Below are 17,780 nucleotides of genomic sequence, written 5' to 3' on the forward strand. Positions count from 1 at the left end.
TGGCTCACGGTCCCTTCTCGTTCTCGGACAGGGCGGTGCCGGGCGCGGACCGGGCGGGGCGCGGTCCGGGCGGCAGTTTCTCCAGGCGGTCGGCGGCGGTTGCGGCGCCGCCCGCCGCGGCGAACGACGCCTGTATCCGGCGGGCCGCACGGCGGTGGGCCGGGTCGTCCAGCACGGCGGTCAGGGCCCGGCGCACCTCGTCCGCGTGCGCCCGGCCGAAGCGCACCCGCACCCCCGCGCCGGCCTCGGCGACCTGGCGGGCGACGATCGGCTGGTCGTCGCGTACGGGCGCCACCACCAGCGGCAGCCCGTGGGCGAGCGCCTCGCACACGGTGTTGTGGCCGCCGTGGCACACCACCGCGTCCAGGTGCGGCAGCAGTTGGAGCTGGGGGACGTACTCCTGGTGCAGCATGTGCGGCGGGATGTCCCCGGCGAGGTCGCCCGGAGCGGCCAGGATCAGCTGCGCCCGGTCCGCGAGGGCGTCCGCGGCGCGCAGCACCGCGGGGTAGAAGCGGGCGCCCGCCGCGCGGTTGAGGGTGCCCAGCGAGACGAGGACCCGGGCGCGCCCGGGGTCGAGCCGGCGCCACGGGAAGTCGCCGGCGGGCGGCCGGGCGCCGAAGGCGGGGCCGACGAAGGCGTAGTGCGGCGGATACCGCCCCGGGACGCCGCCGGGTCCGCCGGCCGCGTCCCGCGCGCCCGCCGCGGCGGGCTCCGGGCCGCTGTCGCCGATGAGCGCGGGGGTGGAGAAGACCAGGACGAGGTGCGGGGAGAAGCGCGGGTCCCAGCCGCCGGGTGCTCCGCATTCGGCGAGCAGCGCCGCGATGCGCTGGGTCACCCACTCCCCCACCTTCGGGAAGTCGTCGAACGGCCGGACGATCTCCGCCGAGGTGGTCGCCGAGGTCGCCCAGGGCAGGCCGTGCCTGCGGGCCACCAGGGGTCCGGCGAGGGCTTGTTGGTCGGCGACCATGACGTCGGGCCGGAAGTCCTCGACGGCGGTGTGCACGCCGGAGAGCATCGCGCGGGCGAGCGGGATGAGGGCCTCGGCCCACAGGAAGCGCAGCGCGGCGATGCCCCGCAGGTCACGCCACCGGGCGCCGCCCAGGTCAGGGCCGCCGGCCGGGCCGTGGTCCCCCGCCGGGTACAGCCGGGAGCCGGGCGGAAGGAGCGGTGCCAGGGCGGCGGCGGGGCCGGTCCAGGCGACCTGGTGGCCGCGCGCGGTGAGTTCGGCGGCGACGGCGAGGGTGGGGTTGACGTGCCCGGTCAGCGGCGGGACGACGAACAGCACTCTCATCGGGCCACCACCGCCCCGGCCGGTGCGCCGAGCCGGTCCAGCAGCGCGTCGCACAGCGCCTCGGTGGCCTCGCTGAGCACGGTGTGCCCGACGCCGGGCAGCACGCACAGGGCACAGTCCGGCGCCGTCATCGCCAACTCCCGTGCCCCGGGCAGGAGTTCGGAGTGCTCCCCGTAGACGGCGAGGACCGGGCGGCGCAGCCGGGCGAAGTCGCGGGAGGTGAAGGGCGTGCCCGCCGCGATGTCCTCGATGAGGGTGGTGCCGTTGAGCAGGGCGTCGGCGGCGGCGGTCAGCTTGGCCTCCTTGCGCCGCCCGGCCGCGGCCAGCTGCTCCCCCAGCCGCCGGTGTTCGAGGCCGAGGGCCGCCACCGTGAGGGTGTCGGTCATGTCCTCGATCCAGTCACCGGTCAGATGGGAGTCGATCAGGACCACGGAGGCGACGAGGTCCGGCCGGACGAGGGCGGTGTGCAGCGCCAGGGCGCCGCCGTAGCTGTTGCCGACCAGATGGACCGGGTGGCGGTCGAGACCCAGGGAGCCGAGCAGGGCGACGAGATCGGCCACCGAGGTGTCCCGGTCGTAGCCGCTGGGCGGGCGGTCGCTGCGGCCGTGCCCGCGCTGGTCGTAGAGGAGCACCTCGTGCCCGGCGCGCGAGACGGGGCCGGCCAGGGTGCAGTAGAAACTCGACAGGTTGTCCATCACCAGGCCGTGCAGGAACACCACGGCGGGGGCGTCGGGCCGGGGGCCGCCGTGGCCCGGCAGCCGCTGGGTGTGCAGGCGCAGACCGCCCGCGGGGGTGAGGGCCATGGCGCGGTCAGCCCGCGCAGGCCCGGTCGGCGGCGGTGACCCGGTCGACATGGGCGACGAGTTCGCCGACCGTCATGGCCAGGATCTGGTCGATGTCCTTCTCCGCGAGCAGGCCGAGGAGGTCCACCCCGGTGCCGTAGCGCTGCTGCAGCAGTTCGGCCAGCGCCACGAACTCGATGCTCTCCAGCGCCAGATCGTCGTTGAAGGTGGTGGCGCAGGTGACGTCACCCACGACGAGGAGTTCGTCGCCGACGACGCTCACCAGCATGTCGGTGATCTCGGCCAGGATCGTCCCGGTGCGCTCGGGGAGCGGGTCAGCTGCCATGGGTGGCCTCCGTGGGAGTGGGGGTGTCGGTGTCCGTACGGTCCTCGGGCGGCCCGGTCCAGGCGACGACATGACGCCCGGACAGATCGTCGACGGAGTCGAGGCGGACGAGATGGCGCCCGCCGTCCGGGGAGACCACCCGCAGCGCTCCGCCCGGTGCGGACGAGACGGCCCACGCCTCCGGACGGTCGCCGAGGCCGCCGCCCGTCGCCTGCGCCGCGGCTTCCTTGGCGCACCACAGCGCGGTGAGCCAGTAGCCGCGGCCGGTGTCCCCGGCCGTGTGCCGGGCGTGGAGGTCGTCCGCCAGGCGGCGTTCGGCCGGGGTGAGGACGATCCGGCCGGGGCTCTCCGGATCGTCCATGACGCGCTCGACGCCGATCCCGACGGGGCCCGCACGATGGGCGAGGGCGACGGCGATCCGGTCCTGGTGCGCGAGCGAGAGGTGGATGCCCTGGGCGAGCGGGCCCTGGGGGCAGGGACGGCCGTCCCGGTCGGTACCCACGGGGATCTCGGCGGGGAAGAGCGGCCCGGCCCCCGACTCCCACAGCAGCTCCCGTACGGCGTCCTTGGCCGCGATCCGGCCCAGCAGCCAGGCCGTGCGGGCGCGCGGCGCGCACCGTTCGTAGTGGGCACGCTCCGCCGCGCCCAAATAGCGGCGCATCACCAGCTCCTGCGAGGCCGGGTCCGACCAGCGGCGCCGGGCCAGGCACCAGCCGCCCGGCCGGGGTTCGCCGATGCCGCACACCTCCGGGGTGAACTTCATCGGCCACACCCGCTCATCGGCACCGAAGCGCCGGTACGTCCAGCCCTCCAGCCGCGCCCACACACCGCCGTCCGCCCCGCACAGCTCCACCTCGCCGCGCACCGATCCGGCCGTGACCTCGCGAATCCGGGCGGTGGCGGTCAGCAGCGCGCCCGTTCGGGGCGGCGGTCCGAAGAGCCGTACGCGGTCCAGGGTCGCGGGGAAGACCAGTCGGTCGCCGCTCAGCGTCAGCTGCATCCAGTGGCCGAGGAGCTGCCCGGCGGCGTCCAGGAGGGCACCGGGCGCTGGCAGGGCGCGCAGGGTGCCGCGGATGCCGTCCGCGGCGAGCGTACGGACCTCGTGGACCCCGGCGAACGCGGGCCCGTGGAACATCCACCGGTCCCGGTACAGGGCCTCGGCACTGACCGGCGCCGCCCGGCCGGACGCCAGCCCCATCGGGTCGGGCGGCGGCGGGGCCGGGTGCTGTGCCGCCAGGTGGACGGTGACGGTGGCGTAGTCGCCGAGACGCACCCGCACCCGCCCCTCCCCGCCCGGGACGGCGTCGACGGCCAGCTCGACGGGCGGGGCGACGGCCAGCCAGCGCAGCGCCCGCACATCGGAGTAGCCGGTGACGACACCGCCGGGACATGTCTCCCGGGCCGCCTCGGCGGCGAGTTCCAGCAGCGTGGTCATGGGGACGACGGGAAACCGGTCGGCCGGCTCGGGCCAGTCCTCGGGCTGGAGGTACACGCAGTGGTCCCGCACGTACGGGAGCGTTTCGAGGGAGAGGGTGCGGGTGGTGTGGTGGGGAGTGGTGGGAGTGGTGGGAGTGGTGTGGGTTGCGGGGTGGGGGGTGGGAGCGGTGGTGGCGTTGTGGGGCGCGGCGGCGTGGGGTGCGGTGGCCGTGTGAGGTGCGGTTGTGGTGGTGCTGCGGAGGTCTGCGGCGGCGGCAGCGGCAGCGACCGTGCGGGTGGCGTCCCGGGTTTCGGCGAGGACCGTGTCCAGGGCCTGCCGCAGGGGCTCGGCGATGCTTGGCCAACGGTGCGGGAGCTCTCCCCCGCCCCCTCCCCCTCCTCCCCCTTCGGGGGAGGGGGAGGGGGGTGGGTTCGGGGGTGGGGGTGGAGCGGCATGCGCAGAAAACGGACTTCCCGGCGTCCTCTCGCCCAGGCTGATCAGCGGCGAGCCGAGGTCGAGCGAGATCACTGCAGCGGAACCTTGGCGGGACGAGGGTGGAGCCAGGGTTGGGGCTGGGGCCGGAGTTGGGGACGGGGACGGGGCTGGGGCCGGGGACAGGGCTGGGGCCCGGGACGGGACGCGAGCTACGGGGCGGTCCGTTGGGAGGCCCATGGGGCGGTCGGTGGCGCGATCCGTGGGGCCGCCCGTCACCTGCTCCGAAGGCCTGTCCGTGACCAGGTCCGCGGCATCGTTCGTGACTCGATCCACGGCACCGTTCATGACGAGCCCCGTGGCGCCGCCGACCACGCCCCCCACCACCGCACCAGACCCGCGTCGTTCCGGGGCCGTCAGGCGGTCCCAGCGTGGGGTGAGGCCCTCGGTCCATAACGCGGCGGCCAGTCTGCGGAGTTGTGCGGGGCCGTCGCGGCGGGAGTCGGCCGCCGCGACGGCGAGGTGGTCCCGCCCGTGGAGGGTGTCGGACACGAAGCCGGTGAGACTGCCGGCGCCCACCTGGACGAAGCCGCGGACGCCCGCCCCGTACAGCCGTCTGGTCAGCTCCTGGAAGCGGACCGGTTCCAGGAGGTGTCGCAGCACCAGCCGGCGGATCGCGGTGGGGCTCTCCGGGAAGGGGGCCGCGGTCGTCGCCGACCATACGGGGAGCCGCCGGTCCCGTAGGGGCAGAGCCTCGAAGGCGGTGCCGGTCTGGTGGAGGTAGGGGGCCCACATCGGGGTGTGGAAGCCGGAGCGGAAGGGCATCTCCTGGGCCCGTACGCCCTGTCCGGCGAGTCGGCGTACGGCCTCGGCCAGCGGCCGCGGCGCACCGCAGATCACCGACTGGTGCGGGCAGTTGTCATGGCTGACCGCGATCCGCTCCAGGCCCGCGAGCGCGTCGGCCGCCTGCGGGGCCCCGCAGCCCAGGGCCGCGTAGACCAGGTCGGGTACGGCGAGGGAGCCGGGCCGCAGCGAGTCGAGGAAGGCGTCCACGGCCTGCGGCGGATACATACCGGCGACCACCATGGCGGTCCACTCACCGAGGCTGTGCCCGGTCAACAGGTCGGCGGATATGCCCAGTTCGTCCAGTGCGCGGGCGAGCAGCCGGCCGACGGCGAGGGTGTCCACGGCGCGTTCGACCAGGCCGCTGCCGCCGGAGACCGGGGGGCGGGGCAGCGCCATCCGGTCGGCGATGTCGTCCACACGGGGCGGTGGCTCCGCCTCCAGCCCCGGGAAGAGGAAGGCGAGCCGTGCACCTCCTTCCCGGGCGTACGGGCCGAAGAGCGGGCTCGGGGTGAACCACACCTCGCCGCGGCCCCGCCAGGGCAGCGCACGGGCAAGGATCTTGGCGGCCAGGGCACGGCGCCGCGGGGTGGGATCGATCAGGGCGAGCCGACAGGGGCCGTCGGGCACGGGCGTAGGGGCGGCGGCTGGGGCGGGCGCCCCGACGGTGTCAGCCGTCGCGCCGGGCTCCGCCATGTCCCGTAAGGCGTCGGCCAGTTGGCTGGGCGAGTCCGCGGCGAGGAGAACGGTCCGGTCCGGCTCGCTGGTCCGCAGCGAGGCCGTCCGCGAGGGGGATACCTGCGAGGGAGCCCCCGGCACGAGCGTCACCGACGAAGAGGGATTCGGTGAAGCGTGTTCCGGCAAGGGGACCACCGGCGTGGGGGACGTCGGCGCGGGCACCACCGGCGCAGGGGACGTCGGCGCGGGAACCACCGCCGCGGAAGACGCCCCCCGCAAGGCCCTCCCCCACACCCGCCCCCCAGTCGGAGGTGGCGCTGTCGAGCCGCCGCGCCCCGGGGCCTCCTCCAGGACGGCGTGGGCGTTGATGCCGCCGAAGCCGAAGGCGTTGACGGCGGCCCGCAGCGGGGCCGGGCCGGCGTCCCAGGGCTCGGCCTCCGTGACCGGGCGCATCCGGGTCCGTGCCAGGGCCTCGTGCGGCTCGTCCAGGTGCAGTGTGGGCGGCAGGGTCCGGTGGTGGACGGCGAGGGCCGCCTTGATCAGTCCGGCGATACCGGCGGCCTGCATGGTGTGGCCGAGCATCGACTTCACCGAGCCCAGGCCGACCGGCGGCACGCCCGCGCCGGGTGGGCCGAACACCCGGGCCAGGGTGTCGAGTTCGACGCCGTCGCCGACCGGGGTACCGGTGCCGTGGGCCTCCAGCAGGCCGAGCGCCGTCGGGTGCGTCGGGTCCAGCCCGGCGGCCGCCCAGGCCTGCTCCAGCGCGTCGGCCTGGCCCTCCGCCCGCGGGCTCATCAGTCCGGCGGCGCGGCCGTCCCCCGCCACCCCCGTGCCGCGGATGACCGCGTAGACCCGGTCGCCGTCGCGCTCGGCGTCGGCCAGGCGTTTGAGGACGACGACCCCGGTGCCTTCGGACAGCAGGGTGCCGTCGGCCCGGCGGTCGAAGGGGCGGATGCACTCGGTGGGGCTGAGCGCCCGCAGCTGGGTGAAGACGCTCCACAGGGTGGCGATATGGCAGTGGTGCACGGCTCCGGCGACCACGAGGTCACAGCGGCCGGCGGCCAGCAGGTCGACCGCCTGCGCCACGGCCAGCAGGGAGGAGGCGCAGGCCGCGTCGAGGGTGTAGGCGGGGCCGCGGAAGTCCAGCCGGTTGGCGGTGCGGGCGGCGGTGAAGCTGGGGACCAGGCCGATGGAGGCCTCGGGCTGTTCGGGGCCGAGGCGTGACTGGAAGGCCTCCCGCACCGCCGCGATCCTCGACTCGTCCCATTCCGGAGCGAGTTCGCGCAAGGTGACGGCGAGCTGGTGGGCCGTACGGACCCGCTGGTCGAGGCGTGCGGTGGCGACGCCCATGAAGCCGCCGCGGCCGAGGATGACACCGATGCGGGAGCGGTCGGCGGGCAGCCGTTCCTGACCGCCCGCGTCGGCGATGGCGTCGGTGATGGTGCGCAGGGCGAGCAGCTGATCGGGCTCGGCGCCGTGGACGGCGGCGGGCATGATGCCGAAGCGGGTGGGGTCGAAGTCGGCCGGGCCGTCCAGGAAGCCGCCCCGCCGGCAGTAGAACCGGTCGCTGCGGGCGGGGCCTTGGGCGCCGTCCGGGTCGTAGTAGATCTCCGGGTCCCAGCGGCCGGGCGGCACCTCGGTGATGCAGTCCGTACCGGCCACCAGGTTGCGCCAGTAGGCGGCGAGGTCCCCGGCGCCGGGGAAGAGCGCCCCCATGCCGACGATCGCGGCGTCCGTGGGCCGGGGGCCGGTCCGCCGGGCCCGGGCCTCACTCATCGCCGGTCGCCTTCCCGCCGGCCTCCGCCGCCAGCACGACTTGGGCCGCCGTGCCGTGGGCCAGTTCGTCCAGGAGGGCGGCGGCCGCGGCATCGGGGTCCAGGAGCGGGATGCCCCGCCGCGCGTAGGCGCGCTCCAGCTCGGGGGTGACCATGCCGCCGCCCTCGGCCGCCCACGGGCCCCAGTCGACGGCCAGGACCCGCCGGGACGTACGGGCCGACCAGGCCGTCGCGAGGGTGTCCAGGGCGTCGTTGGCGGCGGCGTAGTCGGCCTGGCCGCGGTTGCCGAAGACCCCGGCGACGCTGCCGAAGAGGACGAGGAAGCCGGTGTCGTCGCCCACCGCGGACAGCAGATGGCGGGCGCCGTCCACCTTGGTGGCGAAGACCCGGGCGAACGAGGCCGGGTCCTTGTCCCGCAGCAGCTTGTCCGCCAGGGTGCCGGCGCCGTGCACGATCCCGTCGAGGCGGCCGTGCCGGGCCCGGATGTCCCGCACCACGGCGTGCACGGCGGCCTCGTCGGCGACATCGGCCGCGTGGTAGCGCACCGAGGCGGCCGGCGACTCCAGGGCGGCGAGGGTGGCGGCGATCTCGCGGCGGGCCAGGACGGCGCCGGCGGCCGCCTCGATCTCGGCGGGTCGGCGCAGTCCTTGGGCGAGGAGCGCGGCGCGCAGTGCGATGCGGTCGTGGGCGTCGGCGAGGGCCGGGTCCTCCGGACCCTCCGCCAGGGGTGTCCGGCCGAGGAGTTCGATGTGGCACCCGTGGGCGCGGGCCAGGGCGAGGGCCGTGCGGGCGGTGATCCCGCGGGCCCCGCCGGTCAGCAGCACCACGGACCCGGCGCCGAGCGGCGGCCGCCCGAGGACGGCCCGGCCGACGGTGAGCGGGGTGGGGACGGTGCGCAGGGTGGTGCGGGTGCCGTTGGTGCGGCCGACGACGACCGGTTCGCCGGGGGCGCACAGTTCGGCGAGGAGATGGGCGGCGATCCGTTCGGGGCGGTCCTTGGGGTCGAGGTCCACGGCGCGGATCAGGACGTCGGGGTATTCGAGGGCGGCCGTGCGGGCGAAGCCGCGCAGTCCGGCGCCGGGCAGCGGGTCGGGGGCGTCCGCGGTGGCGTCCTGGCCGAATCTGCCGCCGGCCGCGGTGGCCAGCAGCAGGCTGCGGACCCCGCCGGTCAGGGCGGTGCGCCACCCCTCGAACTGTCCGGGCAGTACGGCGCCGCCCGCCCGCAGGGCGCTGAGGTCCACGACCCCGCCGACCCCCTCGGCGACGCACCGGGCCAGCCGCTCGGCGGGAACGGTACGCACCCGCGCGCCATGGCTCTCCAGCAGCGCGGCGAGCGCCAGCGCCACGCCCTGCCCGTCCTCCACCACGACGAAGTCGCGGCCCGCCACCACCTCGGCGGGCGGCCGGGCGGCGGGCGGCCCGAGCGTGGTGACCCGGACCAGGGAGCGGGTGGGGCGCAGCGGGGCCGCGCCGGGGCCGGGGTCCTCCAGGGCGGCCGGTGGGCCGGTGGTGGGCGGGTGACTCGTAGCGGGTGCGGTCCTGGCGGGCTGCGCGGCCGCAACCGGCGCTACTGGTATGACGGGTGCGACCGGTGCGGTTGGTGTGACCGGCTCCCCCGGTGCGGGCACGGGACCCGCAGCCGCCGGCGAGGGCCCGGCCGATGTCAGCGGGGGCTCGGCGCGGGTGGCCGCGATCCAGTCGACGATGCCGCTGATGGTCTTGACGCGGGCGAGCTGTTCCACGGCCGACTCCGAGGCCCCGTCCGCGTCCTGCGGCAGCCCGATCCGGTCGGCCAGCGCACCGATGATCTCCACCCGCTTGATGGAGTCCACCGACAGGTCCGCCTCCAGGTCGAGCCCGGGGTCGAGCATCTCGTGGGGGTACCCGGTCCGCTGGTGGATGATCTCCCGTACGGCATCGAGGAGTTCGGCAGCACTCAGCGGCGGCTGCGGCACGGTGACGGGCGGCGCCTGCCCGGCCGTGGCGTCGGCAGCGACGGCAGACCCGCCACCGGCACCAACACCCACACCGAATCCGTCTCCGGCCGCCCCCGTCCCGGTCTCGCCAGGTGCGCTATGGGCAAGGGCCGCCCGTCCCGGAACGAGCGCGGCATCGACACTCCGTACCCCCTCACCGACCCCGACGCCCCCACCCCCCTCCCCCAAGTACCGCAACACCACGTCCCGTTGCGCCGCCACCAGCTCGCGCGTGGTGCGCAGATACTCCAGCACGGCGGCGTTGCGGGCAGCGGTCTCGCCCGCGGCCACACCGCCGTCCGGCAGCGCGCCCGCCCCGGACGGCTCACCCGCCGACCGCGCCGCGCCCATATCGCCCGTCCGGGTCTCCACCCGTCGTGCCGGGCGCAGTCCGCCGGGCAGGCAGGCGCCGTCGGCGGTGCGTACCGTGTGGCCGTTCACCAGCCAGCCGGGGCGGCGGGGCGGCGTGGCGGGCAGGGGTTCTGTACGGCCGTGGAAGAGCGCCTCCGGGTCGACCGGGACGCCGGCCGCGGCGAGTTGGGCCAGGACGTGGGGCAGCCGGGCCAGTCCGGACTCGCCCGGTACGTCCAGAGCCAGCGCGGTGTGCGGACGTCCGTCCAGGATGCGCCCGACCAGGCCGGTGAGCACCCGGCCGGGACCTGCCTCGACGAAGGTGCGTACCCCGGCGGCGTACATGTCCTCGATCTGCTCGACGAAGCGCACCGGTGCGGCGACCTGGTCGGCGAGGGTGTCCCGCACCGCGGTCGCCTCGCGGGCGTAGGGGCGCGCGGTGCTGCCGGACCAGACCGGGAGGGCGGGGGCGGTCACCTCGGTCGCGGAGAGCTCCGCGGCGAGTGTGTCGCGGGCGGCGCCGAGTTGCGGGCTGTGGAACGCGCAGGCGACCGGCAGGCGGCGCGCCTCGGTGCCGGCCGTGCGCAGCGCGGCCACGGCGGCTTCCACGGCGTCCGTGGGGCCCGAGATGACGCTCTGTTCGGGCGCGTTGTGGTTGGCGACGACCACGCCGGTGTCGCCGGTCAGCTCCCGTACCCGGTCCGGCGTGGCCACGACGGCGGCCATCGCGCCGGGGTCGTCGCCGGCGGCGGAGAGGATCGCCTCGCCGCGGCGGGCGCTGAGCCGGAGCAGTGCCCGGGTGTCGTAGGCGCCCGCCGCCCAGAGGGCGGTCAGCTCGCCGTAGGAGTGCCCGGCGGTGCAGTCGGGGCGCACGCCGAGCGTGGTGAGCAACCGGTGGGCGGCGGCGGAGGCGAGGCCGAGGGCGGGCTGGGCGACGCGGGTGTCGGTGAGGGCGGCCTGCTGGGCGGCCCGGTCCTCGGCGGTGAAGGCGGCGGGCGGGAACATGGCAGCGACACAGTCAGGATCGGCGGCGTCCAGGAGGCCGCGGAGCGCCGGGAAGGCAAGGAACAGCTCGCCGAGCATGCCGGTGCGCTGGCTGCCCTGTCCGGGGAAGAGGAAGGCGAGCAGGCCGGGGTCGGTGTCCCGTTCGCGCAGGTACACGCCCTCGGCGGCGGCGCGCTGGCGGGCCTGGGGCAGCTTGGCGGCGAGATCGTCGAGGTCGTCGGCCACCACGCAGACCTGGACCGGCCCGTCCGCCGCCGCGGTCTCGGCGGCCAGGTCGCGCAGCGGCCACGGGCGTCCGGCCCGGTCGTTCTCCGCCTGGCGGGCGGCGAGGCGCTCCATGGCCCGCACGGCGGCGGCGCGGTCGGTGCCGCGGAAGCAGAACAGTTCGGCGGGCCACTCCGTCAGGGCGTGGGCGGGTTCGGGGGCGCCGTCGTAACCGGCGAGCACGGCGTGGTAGTTGGTGCCGCCGAAGCCGAAGGCGCTGACTCCGGCGATGCGCCGCGCCGCCGGGACCGGCCAGGGCCGGGCGTGTCCGGTGTCGAAGCGGAACGGGCCGGTGTGCGGCTCGGCCGGCCGGGTCAGATGCAGGGTCGGCGGGCGCACCCCGGTGTGCACGGCGCGGGCGGCCTTGATCAGTCCGGCGAGTCCGGCCGCGCATTTGGTGTGCCCGATCTGCGATTTGACCGAGCCGAGGGTGCAGCTGCCGGGGGCGGCTCCGGCGGTCTCGAACAGCTCGGTGAGGACGGCGAGCTCGGTGGCGTCGCCGACGACGGTGCCGGTGCCGTGGGCTTCGAGGAGGCCGACCTGGGCGGGGCTGATCCCGGCGCGGCGGTAGGCGCGGTCCAGGGCCCGCCGCTGGCCCTCGGGCCGGGGCGCGGTCAGCCCGAGGGACCGTCCGTCGCTGGAGGTGCCGACCGCCTTGACGACGGCGTAGATCCGGTCGCCGTCCCGTTCGGCGTCGGCGAGCCGCTTGAGGACGAGGCAGCCGACGCCCTCGCCGAGCGCGATCCCGTCGGCGGCCGCGTCGAAGGGGCGGCAGCGGCCGGTGGGCGACAGGGCCTGTACGGAGGCGAACATCAGGTAGTCGTTGATGCCGTTGTGCAGGTCGGCGCCGCCGCACAGCGCCATGTCGCTGTCGTGGTCGCGCAGTTGGCGGCAGGCCAGGTCGAGGGCGGCGAGCGAGGAGGCGCAGGCGGCGTCCACCGTGCAGTTGGCGCCGCCCAGGTCGAGTCGGCTCGCGATGCGTCCGGCGATGACGTTGGCGAGCACGCCGGGGAAGGAGTCCTCGGTGAGCCGGGGCAGTTCGGCGTCGAGGGCGGGCGGCAGGTCGCCGAGGTAGGACGGGTGCAGTGCGCGCAGCCCGTAGGCGCCCGCGAGTTCGGTGCCCGCTTCGGCGCCGAAGACGACGCTGGTGCGGGCCCGGTCGAAGTCGCGGCCGGCGTATCCGGCGTCGGCCAGGGCCTTGGCGGCGGCGTCGAGGGCGAGCAGCTGTACGGGTTCGATGCCGGTGAGGGAGGCCGGCGGGATGCCGTGGGCGAGGGCGTCGAAGGGCACGTCGGGCAGGAAGCCGCCCCAGCGCGAGGGGGTGCGCTCGCCGGCCCGTGCGGGGTCGGGGTCGTGGTAGGTGGCGGCGTCCCAGCGCTCGGCGGGCACCTCGGTGACGGAGTCGGCGCCGGTGACGACATTGGACCAGTAGCGGGCCGTGTCGGGCGCGCCGGGATAGCAGCAGGCCATGCCGACGATGGCGATGTCCAGCGGCGTCTCCTCCGGGCCCCGGTCCGCGGCGGGCGACGGGAACTCCAGGGCCCGTGAGGCGAGTTGGGCGGTGGCGCCGTCGGTCACGGCGGTGTGCAGGGCGGCGAGGGTGGTGGTGGCGCGGCGGGCGGTGGCGGCCTGGCCGAGCATGTACAGGCCCTCGCGGAGCTGTTCGGGCTCGGCCACGGGCGCGGGCGGGCCGCCGTCCGTGTGCCGCAGGCCTTTGCTCGCGATCCGCAGCCGTCCGAGGTTGCGCCGCTCCAGCTCCTCCCACCGGGCCCGGGGGTCCGTGCCGTCGGCGGCCAGGCGCCGTTCGGCCGCCGCGAAGTCCTCGGTGTAGGCGGTGTCGGCGCAGCGGGTGGCGTGGCCCGGTGCGGTGCGCAGCAGGACGGTGCGGTCGCAGGCCAGAGCGGTGTCCTGGAAGCCGGGGAGGACGGCGCCGGTGGCCACGGCCTCCTCCGTGAAGAGGTAGGCGGTGCCCATCAGGACGCCGACGCGGGCGCCGAGTGCGCTGAGCGGGGCGGCGGCGGCCGCGGCCATGGCGGCCGAGCGGGCGTCGTGGATGCCGCCCGCGAAGAGCACGTCCAGCCCCTCGGCCGTCCCGCCGTGGGCGCGGGCATGGGTGATCAGCCGCTCGGTCTGCTCCTCCCACAGCGGGAAGCTGGCCCGGGGGCCGATGTGGCCGCCGCACTCCTGCCCCTCGAAGACGAACCGCCGGGCGCCCTCGGCGAGGTAGCGCTCCAGCAGTCCGGGCGCGGGGACATGGAGATAGGTGCGGGTCCCGGCGGCTTCGAGGGGCGCGGCCTGGGCGGGGCGGCCGCCGGCGATCAGGGCGTACTCGGGGGCGAACTCGGCGACCGCGGCGAGCTGTTCGCGCCGCAGCTCGGGCGGGGCGAAGCCGAGCAGGCCGACGCCCCAGGGCCGGTCGCCGAGCCGCTCGGCGGTCTCGGCCAGCAGCCGGCGCACCTGGGAGCCGTCCATGACGGCGAGGGCGAGAAAGGGCAGCCCGCCCTCGGCGGCGACGGCGGCGGCGAACCCGGCCTCGTCGCTGACCCGCGTCATCGGCCCCTGGGCGACGGGGAGATGGCGGGCGCCGGGCCGCGGGGCGAGCGGGCGGAGGCGGGCCGCGGTGTCGAGGTGGCCGGTGAGGGCGGCCCGTACGGCCTGCACGATGCCGCCGGTGGTGCGGTGGCGGGCGGCGAGCCGGGCGGCGAAGGCGCCGTCCTGGCCGATGGGGAGCAGCTGGTCTCGCAGGCTCCGGGCGCCCAGGCGGGCGGGGTCGAGGGCCTGGCGGGCGGCCCCGTCCTCCGCTCCCCCGGTCCCGTCGCAGGCCGTGGGCGGGGGGAGGTCCGGGCGGGTGAGGACCCGGTGGCCCGCGACGAGGGTGGTCTCGCTGCCGTCCATGGCGCGGATCGCGGCGGCGACCGCCCGGGGCAGCCGGTCCGCGCCCTCGGTGGTCAGCGCGAGCTGGGAGTCGAGCAGGACCCCGGCCGCTCCGCCGGCGACGGCCGCGGCGGCGGTGTGCGGGCCGATGCCCCCGGCGGCGAGGACCGGGACGGTCACGGCCGGGTCGGCCAGCAGGCGCTGGAGCAGGACACAGGTGGTGAGTTCGCCGACGCGGCCGCCCGACTCGTGGCCGCGGGCGACGAGCGCGGTGACCCCTGCGGCACATGCCGCCGCGGCCTCCCCGGGCGTGGTGACCTCGGCCCAGACGCGGCGCCGCCCGCCGCCGGACCAGTCCTGCGGGCGCCCGGGGGCCGGTCCGGCGCCGGGAGCGGGGGGCGGTTCGGGGGCGGCGCAGGCGCGCGGGTCGGCGAGCAGCACGGTGTCGACCGCCTCGGGCAGATCGGCGGGCGTCAGCGGGCACCCGACCGGTACCCGGACGCCGTACGCGACCCCGGTGAGCCGGGCGAGCGCGGCGCGCGCCGGGCCGGGGTCCCGGCCGAGGTCCAGCAGACCGAGCGCGCCCGCGCGGGCGGCCGCGAGGACGATCCGCTCGCCCGGTTCCTCGAACGGCGAGAGCGCCACGACCAGATCGCGCCCGGCGTCCTCCGGGCGGGCGCTGCCGGCGGTCCGGGCGGCAGCGGCGGGCCCGGTGCCGGAGGGCCCGCCGGACCCGGGGCCGGCGGGCGGGGCGTCCGGGCCGGACGTTCTGGAGAGGGGGGTGCCGGGGAACGGGGGCCGGGGGACCACGGGCGCTCCTTCTGCCGGGGGGCGAACACGCTGACCACTGCCACCTGTGGTACCAGCGGGTAGCCCGCTGATGCCGCGTTGCATCGTGAGGCCACCCCCGTGCACTGTCAACGCAGGTGCAACAGGCGGTAGTTGATTGCGCCAAGGTCACCACGGCGGCCCCCGGACCGCCCCGTGACCCGCACGCCCCCGCGCCGACCTGCGGTTCTCCGCTCCCCGCCGCCCGTGTGCCGGCCCCGCCGGGCCGCTCCGCAGCCGCGGCGGCGACCGAAACCCGACCCCCGGTGCCTCAGCCGGCCCGCAGCGCCCCGGGGTTGGCGCAGTGGACCAGCGGCTCATCGCGCAGGTAGCGGCCGACGTCGGCGGCGACGATCCGTGCGGCCTTGTGCAGGGTGCGGGCCTCCCCGGAACGCGCTCCCCCTGGAGGCGGGCTCAGTCCGCCGTGAGGAGTTGTTCGCACCAGATGGTCTTGCCCTCGCGGGTGTGCCGGGTGCCCCAGCGCTGGGTGAGCTGGGCGACCAGGAGGAGGCCGCGGCCGCCCTCGTCGGAGAGGCGGGCGCGGCGCATGTGCGGGGCGGTGCTGCTGCCGTCGGACACCTCGCAGATGAGGGTGCGGTCCCGGATCAGGCGCAGTTGGAGGGGCGCGGCGGCGTAGCGGATGGCGTTGGTGACCAGTTCACTCACCACCAGCTCGGTGACGAAGCCGGCGCTCTCCAGCCCCCACTCGGCGAGCCGGCCGGTGGCCCAGGAGCGGGCGGTGGCCACGGTCGAGGGATCGACGGGCACGTCCAGGACGGCGACCTGATCCGGGTTCAGGGCCTGGGTACGGGCGATGAGCAGGGCCGCGTCGTCGGCGGGGCGCTCCGGCAGCGAGGTTTCGAGCACCTGGTCACAGAGGGCGTCCAGTGAGGGCGCGGGCTCGGCGAGGGCGCGGCACAGCCGGTCGAGCGCGTCGTCGGGGTCGCCTTCGCGGACGCCGAGCAGTCCGTCGGTGTAGAGCGCGAGCAGGCTGCCGTCGGGGAGTTCGACCTCGGTGGACTCGAAGGGCAGGTCGCCCAGGCCGAGCGGCGGGCCCGCGGGCAGCGCGAGGAGTTGGACGTCGCCCTCCGGGGTGACCACGGCCGGCGGCGGGTGGCCGGCGCGGGCCAGGCAGCAGGCCCGGGTGATCGGGTCGTACACCGCGTAGAGACAGGTGGCCCCGAGGACGGCGTTGTCGCCGATGGACTCGTTGTCCTCGGTGGCGAGCCGGATGACCACGTCATCGAGGTGGGTGAGCAGTTCGTCCGGCGGCAGGTCGACATCGGCGAGGGTGCGCACCGCCGTGCGCAGCCGGCCCATGGTCGCGGCGGCCATGAGGCCGTGGCCGACGACGTCGCCGACGACCAGCGCCACCCGGCCGCCGGACAGCGGGATCACGTCGAACCAGTCGCCGCCCAGACCGGACTGGCCGCCCGCGGGGAGATAGCGGGAAGCGGTCTCGATGGCGGTCCGGGAGGGGAGGCCCTGCGGGAGCAGGCTCCGCTGGAGGGTGAGGGCGGCGGTGCGCTCGCGGCTGAAGCGGCGGGCGTTGTCCAGACAGACCGCGGCCCGGGCGACCAGTTCTTCGGCCAGGAGACGGTCGTCGTCCGCGAAGGGTTCGCTGGTCCGCCGGAAGAAGACGGTGACGCCCAGCGTCATGCCGCGGGCGCGCACCGGGACGCTCATGATCGACTGGAAGCCGTACTCCCGGAACTTGCGTTCCCTGACCGGGTCGTCGGACAGCCAGGACCGCGTCTCGGGGTCCGTGACGCGGTGGATGAGCGACCGGCCGGTCGCCATGCAGCGCACCGGCGGCGAGTGCGCGGGGTAGTGGTCCGCCTCTCCGGGCCGGCGGACCGCCTCGGGGGCGCCTTCGAGGATGGACTGGTTCGCCACCCGGCGCAGCACCACGACACCGGCGAACGCCCTCGGTTCGTCGCCGGTGAGCATCGTCTCCAGCAGGTCGACGGTGACCCAGTCGGCGAGCCGGGGAACGGCGACGGCGGCGAGTTCCTGGGCCGTGCGCGGGACGTCCAGCGTGCTGCCGATCCGGGTGCTGGCCTCGTTCAGCAGGGTCAGCCGCTCCCGGGCGCGGTGCTGCTCGGTGACGTCCGCGACCGTGGTGCACAGTCCGAGAACCGCGCCCAGCGGGTCGTGCAGGGCGGAGGCCGAGACGGAGAAGACCCGTTCGTGGTCGGGGGCGGTGCGTATCCGGCCGTGCAGGCCGTCGCTGAAGACGGGTTCGCCGGTCTCGATCACCTGGCGCATCCGCCGTTCCCATGCCTGGAGATCGGTCCCGGACACGACCTCCAGCAGGCGTGTGCCGCGGCGCTCCGCCTCGGACACCCCGATCAGCTCGCTCATGGCGGCGTTCTGCCGCACACACCGCAGCTCGGTGTCGAACACCGTCACCGCGACCGGGCAGCGGGTGAACAGCCAGTCCAGGACGGTCTGTTCGGCCTCGTACGGGAGGAAGCGGCCCGGCGCCTTCGCCACCAGCAGCCACTGCGCCCGGGCGCTGTGGTCCGTGAACCGGTAGCCCAGCCCTCGCAGCTGGAGCAGACCGCCGTCCTGCCGCCGCGCGGAGAGCCGCCCCGACCAGCCGTCCTGCCCGGCCGGCAGGGCCCAGAACGGCGGGGTGCCGTCGGGGATGAGCAGTTCGGCGGCCGGGCGCCCCACCGCTTCCGCGGCCGGGTATCCGAGCAGCCGCTCGGCGTCCCGGCTCCAGCCCGTGACGGCCCCCCGGTCGTCGATCATGATCACGGGCGCGGGCTCCGTGCCCGACCGCCGTTCGTCCGGAGGGGCGTCGTAGGTGTCCATGGCACCCACCTCACTCGGGCCACCTAGCCTCCAGCATGCCCGAGCCCCCCGCCGCCCTCAAACGCACTGTGTGCCGGGCCATGTGCGAACAGTGCCGG

General features: G+C 76.3%; 7 protein-coding genes. All 7 read right to left on the reverse strand.

Features of this window, described 5'->3' with window-relative positions; all coding sequences use genetic code 11:
• Positions 1-4 precede the first annotated feature (4 nt).
• Complete coding sequence (locus ACWC9R_RS02835; RefSeq protein WP_450728609.1) at positions 5-1,285, reverse strand: glycosyltransferase; 1,281 nt, start codon at positions 1,283-1,285, stop codon at positions 5-7.
• Positions 1,286-1,287: 2 nt separating this feature from the next.
• Complete coding sequence (locus ACWC9R_RS02840; protein ID WP_450728389.1) at positions 1,288-2,094, reverse strand: alpha/beta fold hydrolase; 807 nt, start codon at positions 2,092-2,094, stop codon at positions 1,288-1,290.
• Between the two features lie 7 nt (positions 2,095-2,101).
• Positions 2,102-2,419 (reverse strand): acyl carrier protein, encoded by a 318-nt coding sequence (locus ACWC9R_RS02845; RefSeq protein ID WP_362606608.1) that lies wholly within the window; start codon positions 2,417-2,419, stop codon positions 2,102-2,104.
• Positions 2,409-7,565: a beta-ketoacyl synthase N-terminal-like domain-containing protein gene (locus ACWC9R_RS02850; RefSeq protein ID WP_450728391.1), complete on the reverse strand. Its 5,157-nt coding sequence runs from the start codon at positions 7,563-7,565 to the stop codon at positions 2,409-2,411. The genes ACWC9R_RS02845 and ACWC9R_RS02850 overlap by 11 nt, the downstream gene beginning before the upstream one ends.
• On the reverse strand, positions 7,558-14,844 hold the full coding sequence (locus ACWC9R_RS02855) for an SDR family NAD(P)-dependent oxidoreductase (protein ID WP_450728393.1): 7,287 nt from the start codon (positions 14,842-14,844) through the stop codon (positions 7,558-7,560). The genes ACWC9R_RS02850 and ACWC9R_RS02855 overlap by 8 nt, the downstream gene beginning before the upstream one ends.
• A gap of 289 nt (positions 14,845-15,133) precedes the next feature.
• A complete protein-coding gene (locus ACWC9R_RS02860; RefSeq protein WP_450728395.1) occupies positions 15,134-15,304 on the reverse strand; it encodes a hypothetical protein in 171 nt (56 codons plus the stop codon).
• Complete coding sequence (locus ACWC9R_RS02865) at positions 15,277-17,682, reverse strand: SpoIIE family protein phosphatase (protein WP_450728397.1); 2,406 nt, start codon at positions 17,680-17,682, stop codon at positions 15,277-15,279. Before ACWC9R_RS02865 ends, ACWC9R_RS02860 begins: the two co-directional genes overlap by 28 nt.
• Positions 17,683-17,780 lie beyond the last annotated feature (98 nt).

The organism is Streptomyces sp. NPDC001219, assembly GCF_053597915.1.